The following is a 20,548-nucleotide window of genomic DNA, read 5'->3' as shown; positions in this document are numbered from 1 at the left end:
GGGCGGTGGTGGCGGGTGCGGACGCGGGTCCGGGTGCCGGCACAGGCGCGGGCGCGGGTGCGGGTGCGGGGGAGGGCGCGGGTGTGGCGGCGGGCTCCGGTGCGGCGGCCGGGTCCCACAGGTCGGACGGGTCCAGGTCGGCGGTCCGGTACTTGCCGAGGGCGCTGACCAGTAGCCGCAGTTCCAGGGCGAGGGCCTCGGCGAGGCGTTCCAGCCCGTGCCCGGGGTCCTCGTCCACGGCGACCAGGGCCGCCCGGCCCAGGCCGACGGCGCGGGCGCCGAGGGCGAGGGCGCGTACCGCCCGGCCGCCCTCCCAGATCCGGCCGGTGGCCAGCAGGTCCCCGGCCGGGGTGCCGATCCGGCGCAGGCATTCGCCGAGCGGCAGGCCGACCTGGTCGAGGAAGACCCGGGGGGCCCAGCCGGTGCCGCCCTCGGCGCCGTCGACGGTGACGGCGTCGGCGCCGGCGGCCCAGGCGACGGCCGCGGCCCGGCCGATGTCGCGGCCCGGGTGGAACTTCACCCAGGTCCGGGCCAGCGGGAAGTTGTTCCGCATGAACCGCAGCTGCTGGCGGACGATCTCCTCGGTGAAGGTGCCGGGGGTGGCGCAGCGCAGCCACCGCTCCGGGTCGCCGAGCACGTCGCGGACGGCGAACTGCCCGGCGAGCCGCCCGGCCTCCCCGGCGCCGACCACGGTCATCCCGCCGAGGCCGGGCTTGGCGCCCTGGCCCACCTTCAGTTCGAAGCCGAGCCGCCCGGAGTCGCGCAGGGCGCGGGTGCCGGGGTCGCTGTAGAGGAGGTTCCACACCTCGGAGTCGGCGTCCTCGGTGGACTGCTGGACGACCACTCCGCCGAGGCCGTCGGGGACGGTCTCCGCGTAGACGGCGATGCGTTCCAGGAGGGCGGAGCGGACACCGTCCCCCTCGCCGCGGCGGTAGCCGTGCACCGGGACCATGTTCTCGCCGATGACCATGGGCAGGCCGAGCCGGGCGGCCTGCCGGGTGGCGGCGAGGGCCAGGTCCCCGCTGCCCGCGCGGGTGGAGCCGAAGGCCGACAGGTACAGCGGGAGCGCGGTGGTGAAACCGCCTACGGAGCCGCCGAGTTCCACGTCCTCGTAGGAGGGTTCGCGGCCCAGGTCGATGAGCTTCTCCAGGCGCCGGGGCATGAACACCGGCGGTACGATCCGCAGCCGGTCGAGTGCGTCCGGCCCGTGCGCCGGGTGCCCGCCGGGGGCCGGGGCGGGGGAGCCGCCGGCGCCGTAGAGTCCGCCGCCGTCGCCGTAGCCCTCGGCGGCGGGGAACACCTCGGCGGTGCCGGTGCGGGCCCGGGCCCGCACCTCCCGTTCGGGGAAGCCGGCCGCGTGCAGGGAGTTCACGGCGCGATCACCCCCGGGAGCTTCGGGTAGGCGCTGACCTGCCACAGGGCGTCCAGGCCGGTGAGGAAGCGCACCAGGCGCTGGAGTCCCATGCCGAAGCCGGCGCTGGGGGCGATGCCCTCGCGGGCCAGGTCCAGGTACCAGGCGTACTTGGCGGGGTTCTCCCCGCTCTCCCGCATCCGGGTCACGATGGTGGCGTAGTCCGACTCGCGTTCGCTGCCGCTGACGATCTCCCCGTAGCCGCCGTGCGCCAGGAGGTCGAAGTTGCGCAGCACACCGGGGCGTTCGGGGTCCTCGCGGTCGTAGAAGCCGCGCGAGCCCTTGGGGTAGTCGTCCACGAAGAAGGGCCGGTCGGCGGCGAGGGAGAGGATCCGCTCGCCCGCCCAGTCGATCTCGGCGTCGGGGCTCTGCGGGTGGCCCTCGGCGATCAGCCGTCCCACCACCTCCTCGTGGGTGCGGACCTCGAACTTGCCGGCGCGCAGCTCGGCGAAGTCCAGTTCCTCGCGGCCCAGTTCGCGCAGCACCTCGGGGACGGCGGTCCACACGTGCTCCACCACGTGGGTGAGGAGCCCGGCGGCGATCTCCTGGGCGTCCTCGCGGGTTCCCCCGGCCATCTCCACGTCGATCTGGTGGAACTCCACCAGGTGCCGTCCCGTGGAGGCCGTCTCCGGGGGCTCCACCCGTACGTTCGGGGCGATGTAGAAGAGCCGCGGGAAGCCCTTCAGGGAGGCCTGCTTGTACAGGATCGCGCTGGTCATCAGCTTGTACGGGCGGCCGTAGTAGTCCACGTCCAGGGCCTTCGCCCCGCGGCCGCCCGGGTCGGTGACCGGGCCCACCAGCGGCGGCAGCAGCTCCGTGAACCCCTCGCCGCGCAGGAACTGCCGTGCCGCGTACAGGGCTTCCTGCTGGACCAGCATCGCGGACCGCAGCTGAGGTGAGGCCAGGTGTTCGCCCAGCGGGGGCGGGGTGGTGAGGTCCATGTCGGCTCCTTGTGCGAGGGATGGGGAAGACGGCGGGGCGGCCGGCGGCGGGCCGGCGGCGGGCGGGGTCACGAGGGGCTCGCGGCGGTGACGGCGTCCCGTTCCCGGGCGGGCCGGGCCCGGGCGGGCGTGCCGTCCGGGGCGTCGTAGCGGCCGGCGACCGCGTACAGGGCCCGCAGCAGCCCGTCCGAGGTCATCGGGGTCCGGCCGCCCGGGGAGAGGTGCGGGACCACCGGCATGGCGCCGGTGTCGGACCAGCGCAGCCGGCCGGCCGGGTCGAGGAAGCTGCGGCTGCGGCCCGCGTTGTCGGGGTGCAGGCAGAACGGGACGTCCAGCACCCCCCGGGCGAAGGCCGCGCGCAGGGCCCGCCCCGGGTCGTCGGAGAGCTCCAGGACGGCCTCCACGAAGGCCCGGGCCTCCCGGTACACCTCCCCGTCCGCCTCCCGCGGGTCCGCACCGGCCCCCGCGGGCCGCCCGGCCAGGGCGGACGCGGCGGCGGCCGTCTCCAGGGCCCGTACGTTCTCCAGGACCGAGGGGATGCGGTGCGCCTCCGCGGTGGTCTTGACGATCAGGCGCTGCGCCCCGGCCCGGACCGCGAGCTGCGCGGAGTCCTCCAGGAGCCGGGTGGCGCCCCGTTCGGTGTGCGGGAAGACGCCCATGTACGTGTACAGCACCACGTGCCGGTCCACGTCCGCGGGCAGGAACTCCGCCGCCAGCCGGCGCAGCGCGCGGACCGCCTCGGCGTCCTGCCCGGGGTGGGTCTGCTGGGCGTAGCTCAGGGAGACGCTGCGGATGCCGTGCCGGACGAAGAACACCGCCTCCAGCAGGCTGATGGCCACGAGTAGTCCGGGCGGGCAGAGCTGGCCGAGCATGCAGCCCCCGAAGGTCTCCAGGTGCGGCCTGCGCGGGGCGGGCGCCAGCTCGGCCAGCAGTTCGCAGCCGCGGGCCCAGTTGTCCACGGACTCCGCGAGCGGGGTGCGGCCGTAGGGCAGGCAGTACGAGACGGGGCCGCCCTCGGTGGCGTCCAGCCCGGCCGCCGCCGAGGCCCGGATGATGGCCTCCGGGCGGGAGGAGCCGTGCCGGACCTGCACCGGGAAGGAGGCGTCCCGGACCCCGCCGAGCAGCTCCCGGGTGACGGCGGCGGGATGGCTGGCGATGGGGTAGCCGTTGAGGCGGGCCCCCTCGTCGAGGGCGGCGCGGGCGGCGGCCAGGTCTCCGACGCGGGTGTAGCTGTCGATGGTCAGGGTGCCGACGGTGGTGGCGACGGCCCCCCGGGTGCGGGACAGGCCGTCGCGCATCAGGGCGGGGTCCCCGAAGCCCATCCGGGGCTGGACCACCAGCCGGCCCGCGGCCGCCGCGGCGGCCACGAACCCGCCGAAGGAGGGGTGCGGCGGGGCCGCGGGGGAGGCCGGGGCCCCGGCGGCGGGGCGCGTGGCGGTGCTCACGCGACGGCCCGCCCGTCGAAGGCGGCGTCCAGCCAGGTGCGCAGGGCGCCGGTGTCCCCGTCGTCGAACACGGCCGCGCAGCCCGCGTCCAGCAGCCGTCCGCGCTGCACCGGGTCGGGCCGGCCGGCGGTGCTCAGCTTGCCGCCGACGGCGACGGGGGTGCGCAGGCCGGCCCCGCGCAGGGCGCGCACCGCGCTCAGCCCGTCGCGGTAGCCGTGCCCGTTGACGCTGCTGACGACCACGAGGTCCGGCCGGTCCGCGGCACAGGCCGCGGTGAGCAGCTCGTCGGTGACGCACGGCCCGAGGTTGCGGACCGGGTATCCGAGCTCCTCCAGGAACAGCTGGAGGTAGACGAGGTTCCAGGTATGGGAATCCGAGGCCGTACCCGTCAGCAGGATGTTCACATTCCGTCGTCGCATGCTCAGAAATATAGGAACCGCCGGGCCTTCCGAGGGGAAGTTCCGGCGGCAGTATCGGAGGAATAAGCAGAAGGCCTTTTCCGGGCATGCGGAAGGCCGTGCCCCGCACGGATGCGGGGCACGGCCTCCGGGTGTTTTCCGGGATTTCCCGGACTGGTTCAGGAGTACTGGGCCACGAGGCTCAGCGGGCGGATGTCGGTCCAGTTCCGCTCCACGTAGGCCAGCGCGCCGGCGTGCGCTCCCGGCCCCCAGGCCACGTCCCAGCCTGCGGGAACGTCGGCGAACACGGGCCACAGGGCGTGCTGGCCCTCGGCGTTCACCACGACGTGGAAGGTGCCCTCGGTGTCGTCGAAGGGGTTGCTCATGACAGGCTCCTCAGTTTCTCGGAAAGGATACGGCCGATCAGGGAAAGCGGTTCCGGCTCACCCATTCTGGTGTGCGGAACTCCGATCAAGTGGTTTTCCACGGTGCCGTCTACATAGGGAATCCAGTGCTGTGCGAGGGTGTTCTCCGTTTCCCCGTCCTCCAGCGCTCCGAGGAACAGCATGTCCGTTTTCACGGGCTGCGGGGAATAGAGGTTCATGATTTCGGCGTGGTTGATGGAGGCGCCGATCACGGAGCGGATCTCCGCGTCGGAGAAGGCGCCGAGCACCGGGTCCTTGAGCCGGACCAGGCCGATCAGGGCGTCCGTGTCGAAGGGCGCGTCCTCGGGCTCGTCCGAGGCGTCGCCGACCAGCATGTCCCGCTTCTGGGCCGGGGTCATCCGGCGCCGCTCGGGCTCCGTCGGCAGCAGGTGCACGTCCATCATGGCCAGCAGCTCGGTGCGCTCGCCCAGTTCGGCCAGGCGCACCGCCAGGGCGTGGGCGACGGTCCCGCCGAAGGACCAGCCCAGGAAGCGGTACGGGCCGTGCGGCTGGACCTCGCGGATCAGCGGCAGGTAGTCCGCCACCATCTCCTCCACCGACTCCGGGGAGTGTCCCAGCTCGCTCAGCGCCCGCGCCTGGACGGCGTACAGCGGCTGGTCCGGGCCGAGATGGCGGGTGAGGCCGGCGTAGGTCCAGCCGACGCCCGTCCCCGGGTGGATGCAGAACAGCGGGTTCCGGGAGCCCTTCGCGTTCAGCGGCAGCACCACGCCCATCGGGTCGAAGCCGGTGGGCTCGTCCCCGAGCAGCCCCGCCACGGTCGGCGTCCGGAAGAGGTCCCGCACGCCCAGCTCCAGGCCCAGCACCGCCCGCATCCGGCTGATCAGCCGCACGCCGAGCAGCGAATGCCCGCCCAGGGTGAAGAAGTTGTCGTCGATGCCGACCTGGGGCACCCCCAGCACCTCGGAGAACAGCCCGCACAGCAGCTCCTCGCGCGGGGTGCGCGGGGCCCGTCCGGCGGTGCGCTCCGCCGGGGCGGGCGCGGGCAGCGCCCTGCGGTCCGGCTTGCCGTTGACGGTCAGCGGGATGGCGTCCAGCAGGACCGCCGCCGAGGGCACCATGTGCTCGGGCAGCTCGTCCGCGGCCCACCGCAGCAGGCCCTCCGCGGTCAGCCCGTGCCCGGCGCGCGGCACGGCGTACGCGACGAGGCGCTTCCCGCCGGGACCCTCCTCGAAGACCACCACCGCGATCTGTCCGACCCCGGGGTGCCGGGCCAGCGTGGCCTCGATCTCGCCGGGCTCGATCCGGAACCCGCGGAGCTTGATCTGCCCGTCCGCCCGTCCCAGGAAGCGCAGTTCGCCCCCGGCGGTCCAGTGGACCAGGTCGCCCGTGCGGTACATCCGGCCGCCGTCCGCGCCGAACGGGTCCGGCAGGAAGCGCTCCGCGGTGAGCCCCGGCCGCCCCAGGTAGCCGCGCGCCACCTGGCCGCCGGCGATGTACATCTCCCCGGCCACGCCCCGCGGCACCGGCCGCAGCCGCTCGTCCAGGACGTACACCCGGGTGTTGTCGAGGGCCGCCCCCAGGTGCACCCCGTGCACGGTCCGCTGCTCGGTGGAGAAGCGCTGCCAGTGCGAGGCGAAGGTGGTCTCGGTGGGGCCGTAGCTGTGCACCAGCACGGTGTCCGGGCAGTGGGTGAGGACCCGCTGGAGGGCGCTGGGGGAGGCCACGTCCCCGCCCGTCCACACCTCGTCCAGCAGCTTGAGGGTGTCCAGGCCCTCGTCGGCCATGATGTGGAACAGGCCCATCGTGAAGTAGGCGGCGCTCACCCCCTGGCTGCGGACCGTGTGGTCGATCTCCGCGAGGTCGGTGCCGTCCCCGGGGCAGACCACCAGCTCGCCGCCGCCCAGCAGCGGCACCCACAGCTCGTAGGTGGAGGCGTCGAAGCCGATCGCCGAGTGCACCAGCATCCGCCGGTGGTGGTCCAGGTCCCAACAGCGGTCCGTCACCAGCTCGGTGACGTTGCGGTGGGTGACCCCGACCCCCTTCGGGCGGCCGGTGGAGCCCGAGGTGAACATCACGTACATCAGGGCGTCCTCGCCCACCGCGACGCCGGGGTCCGCGGTACGGGCCTCCCAGCCCACGTCCCCGCCCGGGTCGGCGCCCGCCGCGTCCGCGGCCAGCACCAGCACCCCCGCCGCGGCCTCCTGCGCCGCCGCCGCCGAACCCGCGTGCTCCGTCTGGGTCAGCAGCACCCGCGCCCCGGTGTCCTCGCGGATCATGCGGACCCGGGCCTCGGGGAGCCTCGGGTCCAGCGGCACGTACGCCGCCCCGCACTTGAGCACCGCCAGCGCCGCCACCAGCAGCAGCGGGGTGCGGTCCATGAGCACGCCGACGGCGTCCTCCCGGGCCACCCCGGCCGCGATCAGCCGGTGCGCGAGGGCGTTGGCGCGGGCGTCCAGCTCCGCGTACGTCACCCGCTCCTCGCCGAAGGACAGCGCCGTCCGGTCCGGGGTGCGGCGGACCTGCTCGGAGAACCGCTCGTGGACCAGGCCGAGCGCGGCGCGCGGGACGGCCGTGTCGTTGTACTCCGTCAGCAGCCGGTGCTCCTCCTGCGCGGAGAGCAGCGGCAGGTCCCCGACGCGGCGGCCCGGGTCCTCGGCCACCGCGCGCAGGACGCGCTCCAGGTGGACGGCGAGCATCGCCGCGGTCTCCGCGTCGTACAGGTCGGTGGCGTACTCCAGCACGCCCGCCAGTCCGCCGGCCCTCCCGTCCGGGGTGCGGGTCTCGCGCAGGGACACCGTCAGGTCGAACTTGGTGAACCCGGACTCGGTGCCCAGCGCGGTGCCGGTGAGGACGGCGCCCGGCGGGGTCTCCGGTTCGGCCGGGTGGACCTGCACCACCGTCTGCACCAGCGGGTGCCGGGCGGTGGAGCGGGCCGGGTTGAGGCGCTCCACCAGCAGGTCGAAGGGCAGCTCCTGGTGGGCGAAGGCCGCCAGGTCGGTGGCGCGGACCCGGTCCAGCAGCTCGGCGAAGGCCGGGTCGCCGGAGGTGTCGCAGCGCAGCACCAGCGTGTTGACGAAGAACCCCACCAGGTCCGACAGGGTCTCGTCGTCGCGCCCCGCGACCACCGTGCCCAGCGGCAGGTCGGTGCCCGCCCCGTGCCGGGTGAGCAGGGCCGCGACGGCCGCCTGCACCACCATGAACAGGGAGGCTCCGTGCGCCAGGGCCAGTTCCTCCAGCCGGGCGTGGACCGGGGCCCCCAGGGCCACCGGCACGGCCGCGCCGCGCCGGGAGGCGTCCGCGGGCCGGGTCCGGGCCGGGGTCGGCTCCAGCACCTCGGGGGCGCCCGCCAGGGCCTCCCGCCAGAACTCCACGTGCTCCTCGGCGGCCTCCCCGGTCAGCGCCGCCCGCTCCCACAGGGTGTAGTCGGCGTACTGCACGGGCAGCGGCCGCCAGCCGGGTGCGGTGCCGGCCGCCCGGGCCGCGTAGGCCGCGGACAGGTCGGACAGCAGCGGGCCGGTGGACCAGCCGTCGGCGGCGATGTGGTGCACCACCAGCACCAGGACCTGCCCGGGGTCATCCGGGCCGGCCCCCTCCGGGGTGATCAGCGCGGCCCGTACCGGCAGGTCGGCGGCCAGGTCGAAGACCCGGCCCGCGGCCGCGTCCACGGCGTCCGCGACCTCCTCCGCCGGGCAGGACACCGTGTCCAGCGCCGGCCGGGCGGCCGCGCCGGACAGCACCCGCTGGTACGGCTCGCCCTCCACCGCCGGATAGACGGTGCGCAGCACCTCGTGCCGGTCCGCGACGTCCGCGAGGGCGTCGGCGAGGACCTCCGGGTCCAGCGGCCGGTCCAGGCGCAGGGCGAAGGGGATGGTGTACGAACGGCTCGGGCCCTCCAGCTGGTCCACGAACCACAGGCGGCGCTGCGCGTACGACAGCGGCATCCGCTCCGGCCGCAGCGCCTCCGGTACGGGCACCGGCCCGGGGCGCCCGGAGGGGGCGGCCGCGCGCAGCAGGCGGGCGGCCAGCAGGGCGGGGGTGGGGGCGAGGAACAGGTCGCGGATCCGGGCCTCCGTGCCGAGGGCGGCGCGGATCCGGTTGACCAGGCGCACCCCGGACATGGAGTGCCCGCCCACGGAGAAGAAGTTGTCGTCCGGGCCGACCGCCTCCACCCCGATCACCTCGGCGAACAGGCTCCGCAGCAGGGTGACGGCGGCCTCCCGCCCGGCGTCCGGGCCGGTGCCGGCGGCCTCCCGGGCGGCCTCGGCGCGCCGCTCCTCCTCGGCGCGGGCCAGCCCGGCGCGCAGGGCGGCGATCCGCTCCGCCTCCCCGTCGGTGAGCAGGGCCGGGGCGTCGGCGACGGCGTGCGGATCGGCGGCGGCCCGCTCCAGGGCGCGGACGAACAGGTCCAGCAGCAGCCGGGCGGTCTCCGGTTCGAAGCGGTCGGCCGCGTACTGCCACCACACCTGGAGCCCGCCGTCCCCGGGCAGCGCCACGCAGGAGGCACTGAGGTCGAACTTGGCGGCCTCCAGACCCGGTTCGGCGAAGGTCCCGGCGAGCGGGCCGGCGGCGCGCAGGCCGGAGCCGTCCTCCTCCTGGGCGGTGAGCATGACCTGGAAGAACGGGTTGACGGCGAGGCCGCGTTCGGGTGAGAGGTGCTCGACCAGCAGGTCGAAGGGCAGTTCCTGGTGGGCGTAGGCGGTGAGGTCGGCCTCCCGGGCCCGGTCGACGAGTTCGGCGTACGTGGCGGGGCCGGCCACGTCGGTGCGCAGCACCAGCGTGTTGACGAAGAAGCCCACCAGCCCGTCGAGGGCCTCGTCCCCGCGGCCCGCGACGGGGGTGCCCACGGCGATGTCCTCCCCGGCCCCGGCCGCCGCCAGGGCCAGGGCGAGGGCGGGCTGGAGCACCATGAGGAGGCTCGCCCCCCGGTCCTCGCCGAGCGCCGTCAGCCGGCGCAGCGCCTCCGGTGCCAGACGGGCGGTGACGGTGGCCCCGGTGCCGGTGGGTTCGGCCGGGTGCGGCCGGTCCGCGGGCAGGTCGAGCACGGTCGGCATGCCGTCCAGGGCGGAGCTCCAGTGCTCCAGCAGGGCCGCCGGGTCCGCGAGGAGGTCCTGCTGCCACAGGGTGTAGTCGGCGTACTGGACCGGCAGGGGCTCCCAGCCGGGCGCGGTGCCCGCGCGGCGGGCCGCGTAGGCGGTGGCGAGGTCGGCGAGCAGCGGGCCCACCGACCAGCCGTCGGTGGCGATGTGGTGGGTGAGCAGCGCCAGGGTGGCGGCGGACTCCTCGCCCGGCTCCTCTTCGGTGAGGAACAGGGCCGCACGCAGCGGCAGTTGGGCGGCGAGGTCGAAGGTGCCGGCGGTGAACCGGGCCACCTCGGCGTCGAGGGCTCCGGGGGCGGGGCGGCGCACGTCCAGCGGGACCGGCGGCGCCTCCAGGACGTGCTGGTAGGGCTCCCCGGCCACGGCCGGGTACACGGTGCGCAGCACCTCGTGCCGGTCCAGCAGGTCGGCGAGGGCGGCGGCCAGCGCGTCCTCGTCGGGGACCTCGTCGAGGCGCAGCACCAGCGGCAGGTGGTAGGTGGCGGAGGGGCCTTCGAGTCCGGCGAGGAACCACAGGCGGCGCTGCGCGTACGACAGCGGCACCCGGTCCTCGGCGGGCAGCGGCTCGCCGCCGAACACGTCGTACGCCGGGTCCGGGGCGGCGGGGGCGGCGGGCGCCGTCCGCTCCACGGCGGCCCGGAGGGCCTTGCGGTCGATCTTCCCGGAGGAGGTCCGGGGCAGGGCCGGGACCAGTTCGAAGCTGCCGGGCACGGCCGCCGCGGGCAGCGCGAGGCGGGTGTGCTCGCGCAGTTCGGGCCCGTCGGTGCCCGGGTCGGCGACCACGAACGCGGCCAGTCGCCGGCCGCCGCCGGGCGCGGCCACGGCGACCACGGCCGCCTCGCGGACGGCGGGGTGCCCGGAGAGCACCGATTCCACGGAGGCCGGGTCCACCCGGTGGCCGTTGATCTTCACCTCGTCGTCGACGCGGCCCTCGAAGCCCAGCAGGCCGTCCTCGCGGACCCGCACCAGGTCGCCGGTGCGGTAGGCGCGCTCGCCGCCGAGCCGGGCGAACCGGCGCTCCGTCAGCTCCGGCCGCCCCAGGTAGCCCCGGGCCAGCCCGCCGCCGAGCAGCCACAGCTCGCCGTCGACCACGGCGGCCCGCACGCCCGGCAGCGGGGTGCCGATGGGCACCGGGCCGCCCGCGTACCGGGACAGGTCCGCGACGGTGGCGACCACGGTGGCCTCGGTGGGCCCGTACGTGTTCAGCAGCCGGACCCGCTCCGGGTCCACGGCCGCCGCCCACCGCGCCACCCGCTCGGGCAGCGCGGCCTCCCCGCCGATGACCACGGTCCGCAGGGAGGGCGGGAGTTCGGCGAGTCCGGCGGACACCGCGTGCGCCAGCTCGTGCCAGTAGGCGGTGGGCAGGTCCAGCACGGTGATCCCGTGGGCGGCGCAGCCGGCGAGCAGGCCGGGCACGTCGAGCATCTCGTCCTCGCGGAGCACCAGGGTGGCGCCGGCGCCCAGGGTGCAGAACACCTCCTCGACGCTGGCGTCGAAGTGCAGCGGCGCGAACTGCAGCACCCGGTCCTCGGCGGTGATCCCGTAGACCTCGGTGGCCCCGGCCGTGAAGTGGGCCAGCGCGTCCTGCCCGACGACCACGCCGTTCGGGGTGCCGGTGGAGCCCGAGGTGTAGATCACGTACGCGTCGTCGGGGCCGACGCCCGGGCCGGGCAGCACGGTCTCGCCCTCGGGGGCCTCCGGCTGGTCGGCGCCGGTGCAGTCGGCGAGGACGGCGGCGGTGCGGGCGGCCGGGGCGGCCGGGTCCAGGGGCAGGTAGGCGGCGCCGGTCCGCAGCACCGCGAGCAGGCCCACGACGGCCTCGACGCCCCGGGGCCGCCGCACGGCCACCAGACGGCCCGGACCAGCACCCAGGGCGGCCAGCTCGTCGGCGCGCAGCGCCACGGCGAGGGCCAGCTGACCGTACGTCATCCGCCGGTCGCCGTGGACCAGGGCGACCCGCTCGGCGTCCTGCCCGGCGATCCGGTCCAGGACGCGGGGCGCCGGCCTGGGCGCCGGGCCGCCGTCCAGGACGGCGGAGGCGGTAGGGGCGGTCGAGGGCATCGCGGGGCCTCCAGGCGAGGGGTCGGGGGGAGGAGCGGGGTGACGTGCCCCCACGCTAGGCACCCCCCGACCCCCCGGCGGGCAGTCCCCGGGGCAGCTCCACCCCGCCTCACTGCCCCCGAACTGCCGCCCCCCACTGCCGCCGTCACCTGACGGCGGGCCCGCCCGCCGCTACGGCGCCCGCCCGCCGCACCGGTACGCCGAGGAGGCCCGCCCCCCAGGGGGGACGGGCCTCCGTCACCGTGCCGTACCGCCCGCTACGGCTGCCGTACCCGGGCCCCGCCGCGGGTGCGGCGGCGCAGCGGGGGCGGGGTCGGCGGGACCGGGGGGACCACCAGGAGGGGGCCGGCCGGGACGGCCGCCGCCGCCAGGAAGGCCGCGAGCTTCGCGGGCGTCGGGTGCCGGAACACCTCGCGCAGGGTCAGCTCCCGGCCCAGCTCGGTCCGGACCCGGTTGACCAGCCGCACCGCGAGCAGCGAATGCCCGCCCGCCTTGAAGAAGTTGTCCCCCGGGCCCACGTCCCGCCCGTCCAGGACCTCCGCGAACAGCCGCAGCAGGCCCGCCAGCAGCAGGTCCCCGGGAGCGGCCGCCCCGGCCCCGGCCTCAGCGGCTCCCGCACCGGCCCCGGCGGCCCAGCCACCGGCCCCGCTCGTAGCGGCATCGGCAGCGGCATCGGCACCGGCGGCCCAGGCACCGGAGCCGCCGGCACCGGCTCCGGCCGCACCCGCACCCGCCCCGGCGGCCGCGGCACCGGCTCCGGCCGCACCGGCAGCCGCACCGGCGGTTCCGGTGCGGGACCCGCCCGGACCCGGGGTCCCCGGAGACGGCTCCCCGGTCACCGACACCGACGCCGGCACCGCGTACTCCGGCAGCCGGTCCGCCGCCCAGGACTGCAGGACCGCCTCCGTGACCCCGGACTCCGCCGCCCCGGCCACCGCCACCTCGGCCAGCAGCCGGCCGCCCTCGGCCCGGACCCGGGCCCCGCGCACCGCCGGGTGGGCCGCCAGGACCTCCGTGACGTGCGCCGGGTCGATCCGGTAGCCGCCCACGAGCGGCCGTTCCCCGCGCCGGTCCGCCGGGGCCGCCAGATCGCCGACCCGCGCCGACGGGTCCGACGCGAACAGCTCCAGCGCCGCCCCCAGCAGGGACGCCAGCCGGGCCGCGCCCGAAGGCCCGTACAGGTCCGTCGCGTACTCCAGCACCCCGGCCAGCGAGCCGTCCTCCCGCTCGGTCAGCGCGAAGGTCAGGTCCGACTTGGCCGTGGCCGAGCCGAACGGCAGCTCCGCGCCCGCGAGCGGGCCCGTCAGCGGTCCGCCCGCCCCCGCCAGCGCGTTCACCTGGAGCATCACCTGCACCAGCGGGTGGTGCGCCGAGGACCGGTGCGGGTTCAGGTGCTCCACCAGCCGGTCGAAGGGCAGCTCCTGGTGGTCGTAGGCCGCCAGGTCCGCGTCCCGGACCCGCTCCAGCAGGGTCCCGAACTCCGGGTCCCCCGAGGTGTCCGTCCGCAGCACCAGCGTGTTCACGAAGAACCCGACCAGCCCCGACAGCGCCTCGTCGCCCCGCCCGGCCACGGTCGTGCCGACCGCCAGGTCCGTGCCCGCGCCCAGCCGGGTCAGACAGGCCGCCAGCGCCGCCTGCACCGCCATGAACAGCGTGGCCCCCCGCGAACGCGCCGTCCGCACCAGGGACTCGTGCACCCCGGCCGGCACCGTGAACCCGGCCAGCCCGCCCCGGCCCGACGGCAGGGCCGGACGCGGAGAGTCCGTCGGCAGGTCCGTCAGCGGCGGCAGCCCCGCCAGGGCCCCCTCCCAGAACCGCAGTTCCCGGTCCGCCCCGCCCCCCGCCAGCAGCTCCCGCTGCCACAGCGTGTAGTCGGCGTACTGGAGCGGCAGCGCCGCCCCCTCCGGGGCCCGGCCCCCGGCCCGCGCCTCGTAGGCGGCGGACAGGTCCGCGAGCAGCGGGCCCGTGGACCAGCCGTCCGCCGCGATGTGGTGCAGCAGCAGCACCAGCGTCTGGTGCCCCTCACCCTCCGGGAAGAACAGCCAGGCCCGCAGCGGCAGGTCCCGCGCCAGGTCGAAGACGTGGCCCGCGGCCGCGTCCACCGCCGCCGCCACGTCCGCCGGCCGCCCCAGCTCCAGCTGCGGCCGGGCCTGCGCCAGCACCTCCTGGTACGGCTCCCCGCCCTCGGCCCCGTACACCGTGCGCAGCACCTCGTGCCGCGCCGCCACGTCCGCCAGGGCGTCCGCCAGCGCCATCGGGTCCAGCGGCCGGTCCAGCCGCCGCACCAGCGCGATGTTGTACGTCGCGGACGGGCCCTCCAGCTGGTCCGTGAACCACAGGCGGCGCTGCGCGTACGACAGCGGCAGCCGCCGCGGCCGGTCCGCCGCCGGCACCGCTGCCGGCGCCGGCCGGGCCGTCCCCGCCGCCCCGGCCGCGCCCAGCCGCCGGTGCAGGGCGGCCGGGGTCGGGGCCAGGAACAGGTCCCGGATGCCCGCCTCCACGCCCAGCACCGACCGCACCCGGTTGACCAGCTTGCTGGCCAGCAGCGAATGCCCGCCCGACTTGAAGAAGTTGGCCTCCGGACCGTGCTCCTCACGGCCCAGGGCCTGCGCGAACAGGGCGCACAGGATCTCCACCCGCGGCTCCGCCGGACCGGCCGCCCCGGCCCCGGCGGCCGCGGCCGCCCCGGCCTCCGCCCGCCGGACCGTCTCCGCCAGCCGCTCCCGCCGCCCGGCCAGGGCCCGCGCCTCGGCCGCCGTCACCAGCTCCAGCTCCGACAGCCGCGCCCCGGTCCCGGCCGCCCCGGAACCGGCCGCCCCGGCGAAGGCCCGCAGGGCCCGCCCGAACACCGACAGCAGCAGCGCGGCCGTCTCCGCGTCGAACAGGTCCTCGGCGTACCCGAGGTACAGGTCCAGCCCCGCCGCCGCCCCGTCCCCGGACCGCCGCACCGCGCAGTGGAAGGACAGGTCGAACTTGGCCGCACCCAGGTCGGTGCTGTCGGCGGCCGCCGTCAGCGGCCCCAGCCGGGCCTGCTCGCCCGCCGCCTCCTGCACCGTGAGCATCACCTGGAAGAAGGGGTGCTCGCCCAGCGCCCGGCCGGGCTCCGCCAGCTCCTCCACCAGCAGGTCGAAGGGCAGGTCCTGGTGGTCGAAGGCGGCCAGGTCGGCGTCCCGCACCCGGTCCACCAGCTCGCCCACCGCCGGGTCCCCGGCCAGATCGGCCCGGAGCGCCAGCGAGTTGACGAAGCAGCCGACCAGCTCGTGCAGCGCCTCGTCGGAGCGGCCCGCCACCGGCGTGCCCACCGCCAGGTCGGTCCCGGCCCCGGCCGCCGACAGGGCCGCCGCCAGCGCGGCCCGCGCCACCATGAACAGGCTGGCCCGCCGCTCCCGCGCCAGCCCGGCCAGGGCCCGGTGCGCCTCCGCGTCCAGGGCGGCCGTCACCGCGGCCCCGCGCCCCGTCGGCTCGGCCGGGCGCGGCCGGTCGTACGGGAGGTCCGTCCGCGCGGGCAGCCCGTCCAGGGCCTCCTTCCAGAAGCCGAGCAGCCGCTCCCGGGCCGGCCCGGCCAGCAGCGACCGCTGCCACAGCGCGAAGTCGGCGTACTGCACCGGCAGCGCCCGCCAGCCCGGCGCACGGCCCGCCAGCCGCGCCGCGTAGGCCTCCCCGAGGTCCCGCAGCAGCGGGGCCAGCGACCAGCCGTCGGTGGCGATGTGGTGCACCAGCAGCACCAGCACGGCCGTGCCGTTCCCGGGCAGGAACACGGCGGCCCGCAGCGGTCCCTCCGCCGCCAGGTCCAGGTGCTCCCGGCCGAACTCCGCGACCGCCGCGTCCAGTCCGGCGGCCGGCACCTCCCGCCACTGCGGGACCGGCGCCTCCGCGAGGACCCGCTGGTACGGCTCCCCGCCCTCCGCCCCGTACACGGTGCGCAGCACCTCGTGGCGGCCGGTGAGGTCGGCCAGCGCCGCCGCCAGCGCCCGCCGGTCGGGGATCCCGTCCAGACGGAGCACCAGCGGGGCGTTGTACGTGGCCGAGGCCCCCTCGATGCGGCCCAGCAGCCACAGGGCGCGCTGCGCCGCCGACAGCGGCAGCGGGACGGGGCGCTCCCCGGCCGGGACGGCGGCGAGGGCGGGACGGGCGTCCGGCCCGTCCGCCGGGTCCGCGGCGGCGGCCAGCCTGCGGTGCAGGGCCGCCGGGGTCGGGGCGAGGAACAGGTCGCGGATGCCGGCCTCGACGCCGAGGGCCGCCCGGACCCGGTTGACGAGCTTGCCCGCGAGCAGCGAATGGCCGCCGTTGCGGAAGAAGTTGGCGTCCGCGGGCAGTGACTCCAGGCCCAGGACCTCCGCGAACAGCCCGCACAGGATCTCCTCGCGCGGGGTGAGGACGTCCGTGCGGACGGGGGCCGGCGCCGGGGCGGCTGCCTGCGCCGCGGCCGCCCGCTCCAGGCGCTCGAGCCGCCCGGCCAGCGCCGCCCGCTCGGCGGCGGTGAACGGCTCCAGCGCGCCCACCGGGCGCAGCGGGGCGTCGGCGAACCCGGCCAGGGCCTTGAGGTAGCCGCCCAGCAGCAGCCGGGCGGTGTCCTCGTCGAAGAGGTCCTCGGCGTAGGTCAGCGCCACGTCCAGGCCGTCGGGGCGGCCGTCGGCGGTGTGCCGTTCGGCGCAGTACCAGGTCAGGTCGAACTTGGCGGCGTCCAGGCCGGTTTCGGCAGTGGCGGCGGTGATGCCCCCGGCGAGCCGCAGCGGCCCGGAGTCGGGGCCGTCGGCGGCCACCGTCAGCATCACCTGGAAGAACGGGTGGTGTCCCAGGGCCCGTTCGGGGGCCAGCTGCTCCACGAGCACGTCGAAGGGCAGCTCCTGGTGCTCGTACGCGGCGAGGTCCGCCTCGCGGACCCGGTCCAGCAGCTCCGCGGCGGCCGGGTCCCCGGACACGTCGGTGCGCAGGGCCAGGGAGTTCACGAAGAACCCGACGAGCTCGTACAGGTCCTCCTCGGGGCGGCCCGCGACGGGTGCCCCGATCACCAGGTCCTCGCCCGCCCCGGCCGCGGCCAGGGTGGCGGCCAGCGCGGCCCGGGCGGCCATGGTGAGGCTGGCCCGGCGGCCCCGGGCGAGGGCCAGCAGCCCGCCGTGGGCGGCGGCGTCGAGGCGGCCGGTGACGGTGGCGCCGCGCCCGGAGGGCTCGGCGGGGCGGGGGCGGTCGGCGGGCAGGGCGGTGAGCGCCGGGGCGCCCGCCAGGACCTGCCGCCAGTGGGCGAGCTGCTCCGCGGCCAGGCTGCCGGGGTCGGCCGGGTCGCCCAGCAGCTCGTGCTGCCACAGGGTGTAGTCGGTGTACTGGACCGGCAGCGGCTCCCAGTCGGGGGCGGCGCCGGCGAGCCGGGCGGCGTACGCGGCGGCCAGGTCCCGCAGCAGCGGCCGGACCGACCAGCCGTCGGTGGCGGCGTGGTGGACGAGCAGGACCAGGACCGAGGTCCCGTCACCGGACCGCAGCAGCCGCGTGAGCAGCGGCGGCCGGGCCGTGATGTCGATCGCCTGCCGGACGAAGGCGGCCACGGCCGCCTCGCGGGCCCCGGGCGCGCAGTCCTCGACGGTCAGCGGGGCCACGGCGGAGGCGTCCAGCACCCGCTGGTGCGGCTCTCCGTCGGGTCCGGCCGCCAGGACCGTGCGCAGGACCTCGTGCCGGTCCGCCAGGTCGGCGAGGGCGGCGCGCAGGGCGCCGGGGTCCGGCACCCCGTCCAAGTGCAGGACGACGGGGGCGTTGTACGCGGCGGAGGGTCCGTGGAGGCGGCCCAGGAACCACAGCCGGCGCTGGGCGAACGACAGCGGGATCACGGTCATCGGTCCTATGCGTCCTGGCCCGGCGCGGCGGCGACGAGCGTGTCGATGTGGGCGGCGAGGTCGCGCAGCCGGGGGTTGGCGTAGACGGCCTTCACGGGGAGGGCGACGCCGAGTTCGGCGCGGACCCGGGACACCAGCTTGATCGCGAGGAGGGAGTGCCCGCCCAGCTTGAAGAAGTTGTCGTCGGGGCCGACCCGGCTCGCGCCGAGGACGGTGGCCCAGACCCCGGCGATCAGCGCCTGGGAGCGGGTCAGCTCGGGGGCTGCGGCCGAGGTGTCGGCGGCCTCCGAGGCGGCCGGGGCGGGGGCCGGCAGGGCGGCCCGGTCCAGCTTGCCCTGGGTGGTGGTGGGGAAGCGGTCCAGGGCCACGAAGGCGGCCGGGACCATGTAGGCGGGCAGCGAGGCGGCCAGGAGGGTGCGCAGCTCCGCGCCGTCGGCGGGGCCGGCGGCCGGGTTCCGGGGGCGGTGGTAGGCCACCAGGCCGGGGGCGCCGTTGACCTCGTCGCGCAGCAGCACCACGGCTTCGGCGACGGCCGGGTGGGCGGTGAGCGCGGCCTCGATCTCGGGGAGTTCGATGCGGTGGCCGCGGAGTTTGACCTGGCCGTCGGCGCGGCCCAGGTAGCCGAGGCGGCCGCCGGGCAGCAGCCGCACCAGGTCGCCGGTGCGGTACATGCGGGCGCCGTCGCCCTGCGGGTCGGCCACGTACCGTCCGGCGGTGAGCGCCGGGCGGCGGCGGTAGCCGCGGCCCACGCGGGGGCCGGCCAGGTACAGTTCGCCGCTGCCGCCGGGCTCCACCGGGTTCAGCTTCTCGTCGAGGACCCGCATGCTCAGGCCGGGCAGGACCCCGCCGATGTGCGGGGCGTCCGCGGCGTCGATCCACCCGGCGGTGGAGTCCACGGTGCACTCGGTGGGCCCGTACAGGTTGACCGCGCGGAGCACCCCGGCCGCGGCCCGCTCGCCGATCCGCCGCCACAGGTCGGGGCCGATGGCCTCGCCGCCGATGAGGAGGGTCAGCGGGCGCGGCCCGCCGTCCTCGCTGAGCAGGTCGAGGAGGGACTCGGCGTGCGAGGGGGTGATGTCGAGGTCGGTGAGGGCCTGCTCGTCGACGAACCGGGCCAGCAGCGCCGGGTCGGCGCGGGTCTCGTCGTCCACCATCACCAGGGTGTCGCCGCGGCAGAGCCGCACCCACTGCTGCACGGAGGCGTCGAAGGACGGGGAGGCGTTCCAGCCGACCCGGCCGTGGCCGGGGGCGGCGATGCCCTCCGACTCCAGTTCGGCGAGCAGGGCCGAGGCGGCGCCGCGGTGGATCTCCACGCCCTTGGGGAGGCCGGTGGAGCCGGAGGTGTAGATGACGTACGCCAGTCCGTCGGCGGCCACCGGCACGGGCCGGTACTCCGGGTCGGGGGTGCCGTCGGGGGCGGTCAGCTCGCCGATGGCCACGTGGGCCGTGCCCGGGGCGAGGGCGGCCGTGTCCCCGTCCGGGGTGACGACCAGGTCGGCGCCGGAGTCCTCGACGAGGTGGCGGCGCCGGTCGGCGGGGAGCTTCGGGTCCACCGGCAGGTAGGCGGCGCCCGCGGTGAGGGTGCCGATGAGGGCGGTGAACAGGGCCGAGCCGCGGGGCAGGGCCAGCGCGACCACGCTCTCGGGGCCGATGCCGCGGGCGGCCAGACGGCCCGCGAACCGCATGGCCTCGGCGCGCAGTTCGGCGAAGGTCAGCTCGCGGTCGGCGGCGACCACGGCGGTACGGGCGGCCGGGGCCTGCGCGAGCCGGTCCAGCAGGTCGGTGACGGCGGGGCGGGCGGCCGGGGCAGGGGCGCCGGCGGTGGTGCGGGTGCGCTCGGGGAGGACGGCGGTCATGGCGGTGGTCACTTCCCGGTGTAGACGGTGGTGGAGGGCTCGGAGGCGGGGGAGCAGTCGGCCAGCGCGACCGGCTCGCCCATGGCGACGAGGATCTTGCGGTCGCCCTTGTAGGACTCGCGGCCGTGCGCGCACAGCAGGTTGTCGACGAGCATCAGGTCGCCCGCCTGCCAGGTCTCGCGGACCGTCACCCGGTCGTAGACCTCGTTGATGGCGTCGACCTCCTCGTCGGTGAGGCGGCTGCCGTCCCCGAGGTAGGTGTTGAAGGGCAGGCCGTCCTCGCCGTAGGTCTCGACCAGCACCTCGCGGACGTCGGGGTCGAGGGTGCGGCTGTTCCAGAAGGCGAAGTGGTTGAACCAGCTGCGCTCACCCGTCACCGGGTGCGTGATGATCGCCGAGCGGCGCTGCCGGGTCACCATCGAGTCGTCGTCGAGCCATTCGAAGCCGACCGTGTTCTCCGTGCAGTACGCCTCGGCGACGGCCTTGTCCTCGGTGGCGAAGGTCTTGTACCAGGGCAGGCCCGCCAGCTCGGAGTAGTTGCGGACGAGCAGCCAGCCGGCCTCCTCGAAGCGGGCGACCAGCTCCGGCGGCAGCAGCCGCAGCGCCTCGCGCATGTCGCCCACGGTGGTGGCGCCGTCCTCCTCGGGGGCGGTCACGCAGCCGAAGAGCAGCACCCCCGGGAAGTCCAGGGTGTAGCTGTTCTCGTTGTGCAGGCGGATCGGCTGGACGGCCGGGAGGTCCGTGGAGGAGAACACGCCCTCGCCGAAGTCGGTGCGCGGGGTGGCCTTCTCCTTGTACCCGGCCCGCTGGGAGATGAGGGCGTCGCGGGCGGCGGCGAAGCTCGCGGCGTCCGTGACGGGCAGGCCGCGCAGCAGGACGGCGCCGGAGCGGTGCAGCTCGGCCTGGATCTCCTCGCGGCGGGCGGTCAGCCAGGACACGGCCTCGGCCAGTCCGGCCCCGGCCGGGGCGTGCACGACGGCGGGCTTGCCGGCCTCGTGGACCGCGACCACCGGGTGGTCGGCGACGGAGGCGGCCGGGGCGGGGGCGTCTGCGTAGACGGTCATGGGAATCCTCGTGGTGGGTGCGGAAGTTCGGGTGTCCGGCGGTGTGCCGCCGCCGGTGCGCAGGA

At 76.7% G+C, this 20,548-nt stretch carries 9 protein-coding genes; all 9 read right to left on the bottom strand.

The features are described 5' to 3' along the window. Positions 1-1,372, bottom strand: a 1,372-nt coding sequence (locus tag AB0O29_RS00835) for a glutamate synthase-related protein (RefSeq protein ID WP_365143902.1), incomplete at its 3' end; no start/stop codon positions are given. Next, positions 1,369-2,352 (bottom strand): asparagine synthetase A, encoded by a 984-nt coding sequence (locus AB0O29_RS00830; protein WP_365143899.1) that lies wholly within the window; start codon positions 2,350-2,352, stop codon positions 1,369-1,371. The genes AB0O29_RS00830 and AB0O29_RS00835, both read right to left, overlap by 4 nt. A gap of 68 nt (positions 2,353-2,420) precedes the next feature. Next, positions 2,421-3,719 carry a methylaspartate mutase gene (locus AB0O29_RS00825; protein WP_365143932.1) on the bottom strand — a complete coding sequence of 433 codons (1,299 nt, stop codon included), beginning with the start codon at positions 3,717-3,719 and terminating at the stop codon, positions 2,421-2,423. Positions 3,720-3,793: 74 nt separating this feature from the next. Next, positions 3,794-4,201: a cobalamin B12-binding domain-containing protein gene (locus AB0O29_RS00820; protein WP_365143929.1), complete on the bottom strand. Its 408-nt coding sequence runs from the start codon at positions 4,199-4,201 to the stop codon at positions 3,794-3,796. A 173-nt stretch (positions 4,202-4,374) separates the two neighbouring features. Beyond that, complete coding sequence (locus AB0O29_RS00815) at positions 4,375-4,581, bottom strand: MbtH family protein (protein WP_365143896.1); 207 nt, start codon at positions 4,579-4,581, stop codon at positions 4,375-4,377. Beyond that, complete coding sequence (locus tag AB0O29_RS00810; RefSeq protein WP_365143893.1) at positions 4,578-11,738, bottom strand: amino acid adenylation domain-containing protein; 7,161 nt, start codon at positions 11,736-11,738, stop codon at positions 4,578-4,580. The genes AB0O29_RS00815 and AB0O29_RS00810 overlap by 4 nt, the downstream gene beginning before the upstream one ends. A gap of 257 nt (positions 11,739-11,995) precedes the next feature. Continuing rightward, positions 11,996-17,563, bottom strand: coding sequence for a condensation domain-containing protein (locus AB0O29_RS00805; RefSeq protein ID WP_365143890.1), 5,568 nt, complete (start codon positions 17,561-17,563; stop codon positions 11,996-11,998). Positions 17,564-17,568: 5 nt separating this feature from the next. Then, positions 17,569-19,431, bottom strand: coding sequence for a non-ribosomal peptide synthetase (locus AB0O29_RS00800; RefSeq protein ID WP_365143887.1), 1,863 nt, complete (start codon positions 19,429-19,431; stop codon positions 17,569-17,571). Next, on the bottom strand, positions 19,428-20,483 hold the full coding sequence (locus tag AB0O29_RS00795) for a TauD/TfdA family dioxygenase (RefSeq protein ID WP_365143884.1): 1,056 nt from the start codon (positions 20,481-20,483) through the stop codon (positions 19,428-19,430). The genes AB0O29_RS00800 and AB0O29_RS00795 overlap by 4 nt, the downstream gene beginning before the upstream one ends. Between the last annotated feature and the right edge of the window lie 65 nt (positions 20,484-20,548).

The sequence above is a fragment of the Streptomyces sp. NPDC089915 genome, assembly GCF_040684675.1.
GTDB lineage: Bacteria > Actinomycetota > Actinomycetes > Streptomycetales > Streptomycetaceae > Streptomyces.
Note: the sequence above shows the minus strand (reverse complement) of the source record. Positions and strands in the feature narration are given on the sequence as shown.

Coding starts and splice junctions, on each gene's coding strand:
- AB0O29_RS00795 (WP_365143884.1), bottom strand. CDS start 20,483: ATGACCGTCTACGCAGACGCCCCCGCCCCGGCCGCCTCCGTCGCCGAC.
- AB0O29_RS00805 (WP_365143890.1), bottom strand. CDS start 17,563: ATGACCGTGATCCCGCTGTCGTTCGCCCAGCGCCGGCTGTGGTTCCTG.
- AB0O29_RS00830 (WP_365143899.1), bottom strand. CDS start 2,352: ATGGACCTCACCACCCCGCCCCCGCTGGGCGAACACCTGGCCTCACCT.
- AB0O29_RS00815 (WP_365143896.1), bottom strand. CDS start 4,581: ATGAGCAACCCCTTCGACGACACCGAGGGCACCTTCCACGTCGTGGTG.
- AB0O29_RS00810 (WP_365143893.1), bottom strand. CDS start 11,738: ATGCCCTCGACCGCCCCTACCGCCTCCGCCGTCCTGGACGGCGGCCCG.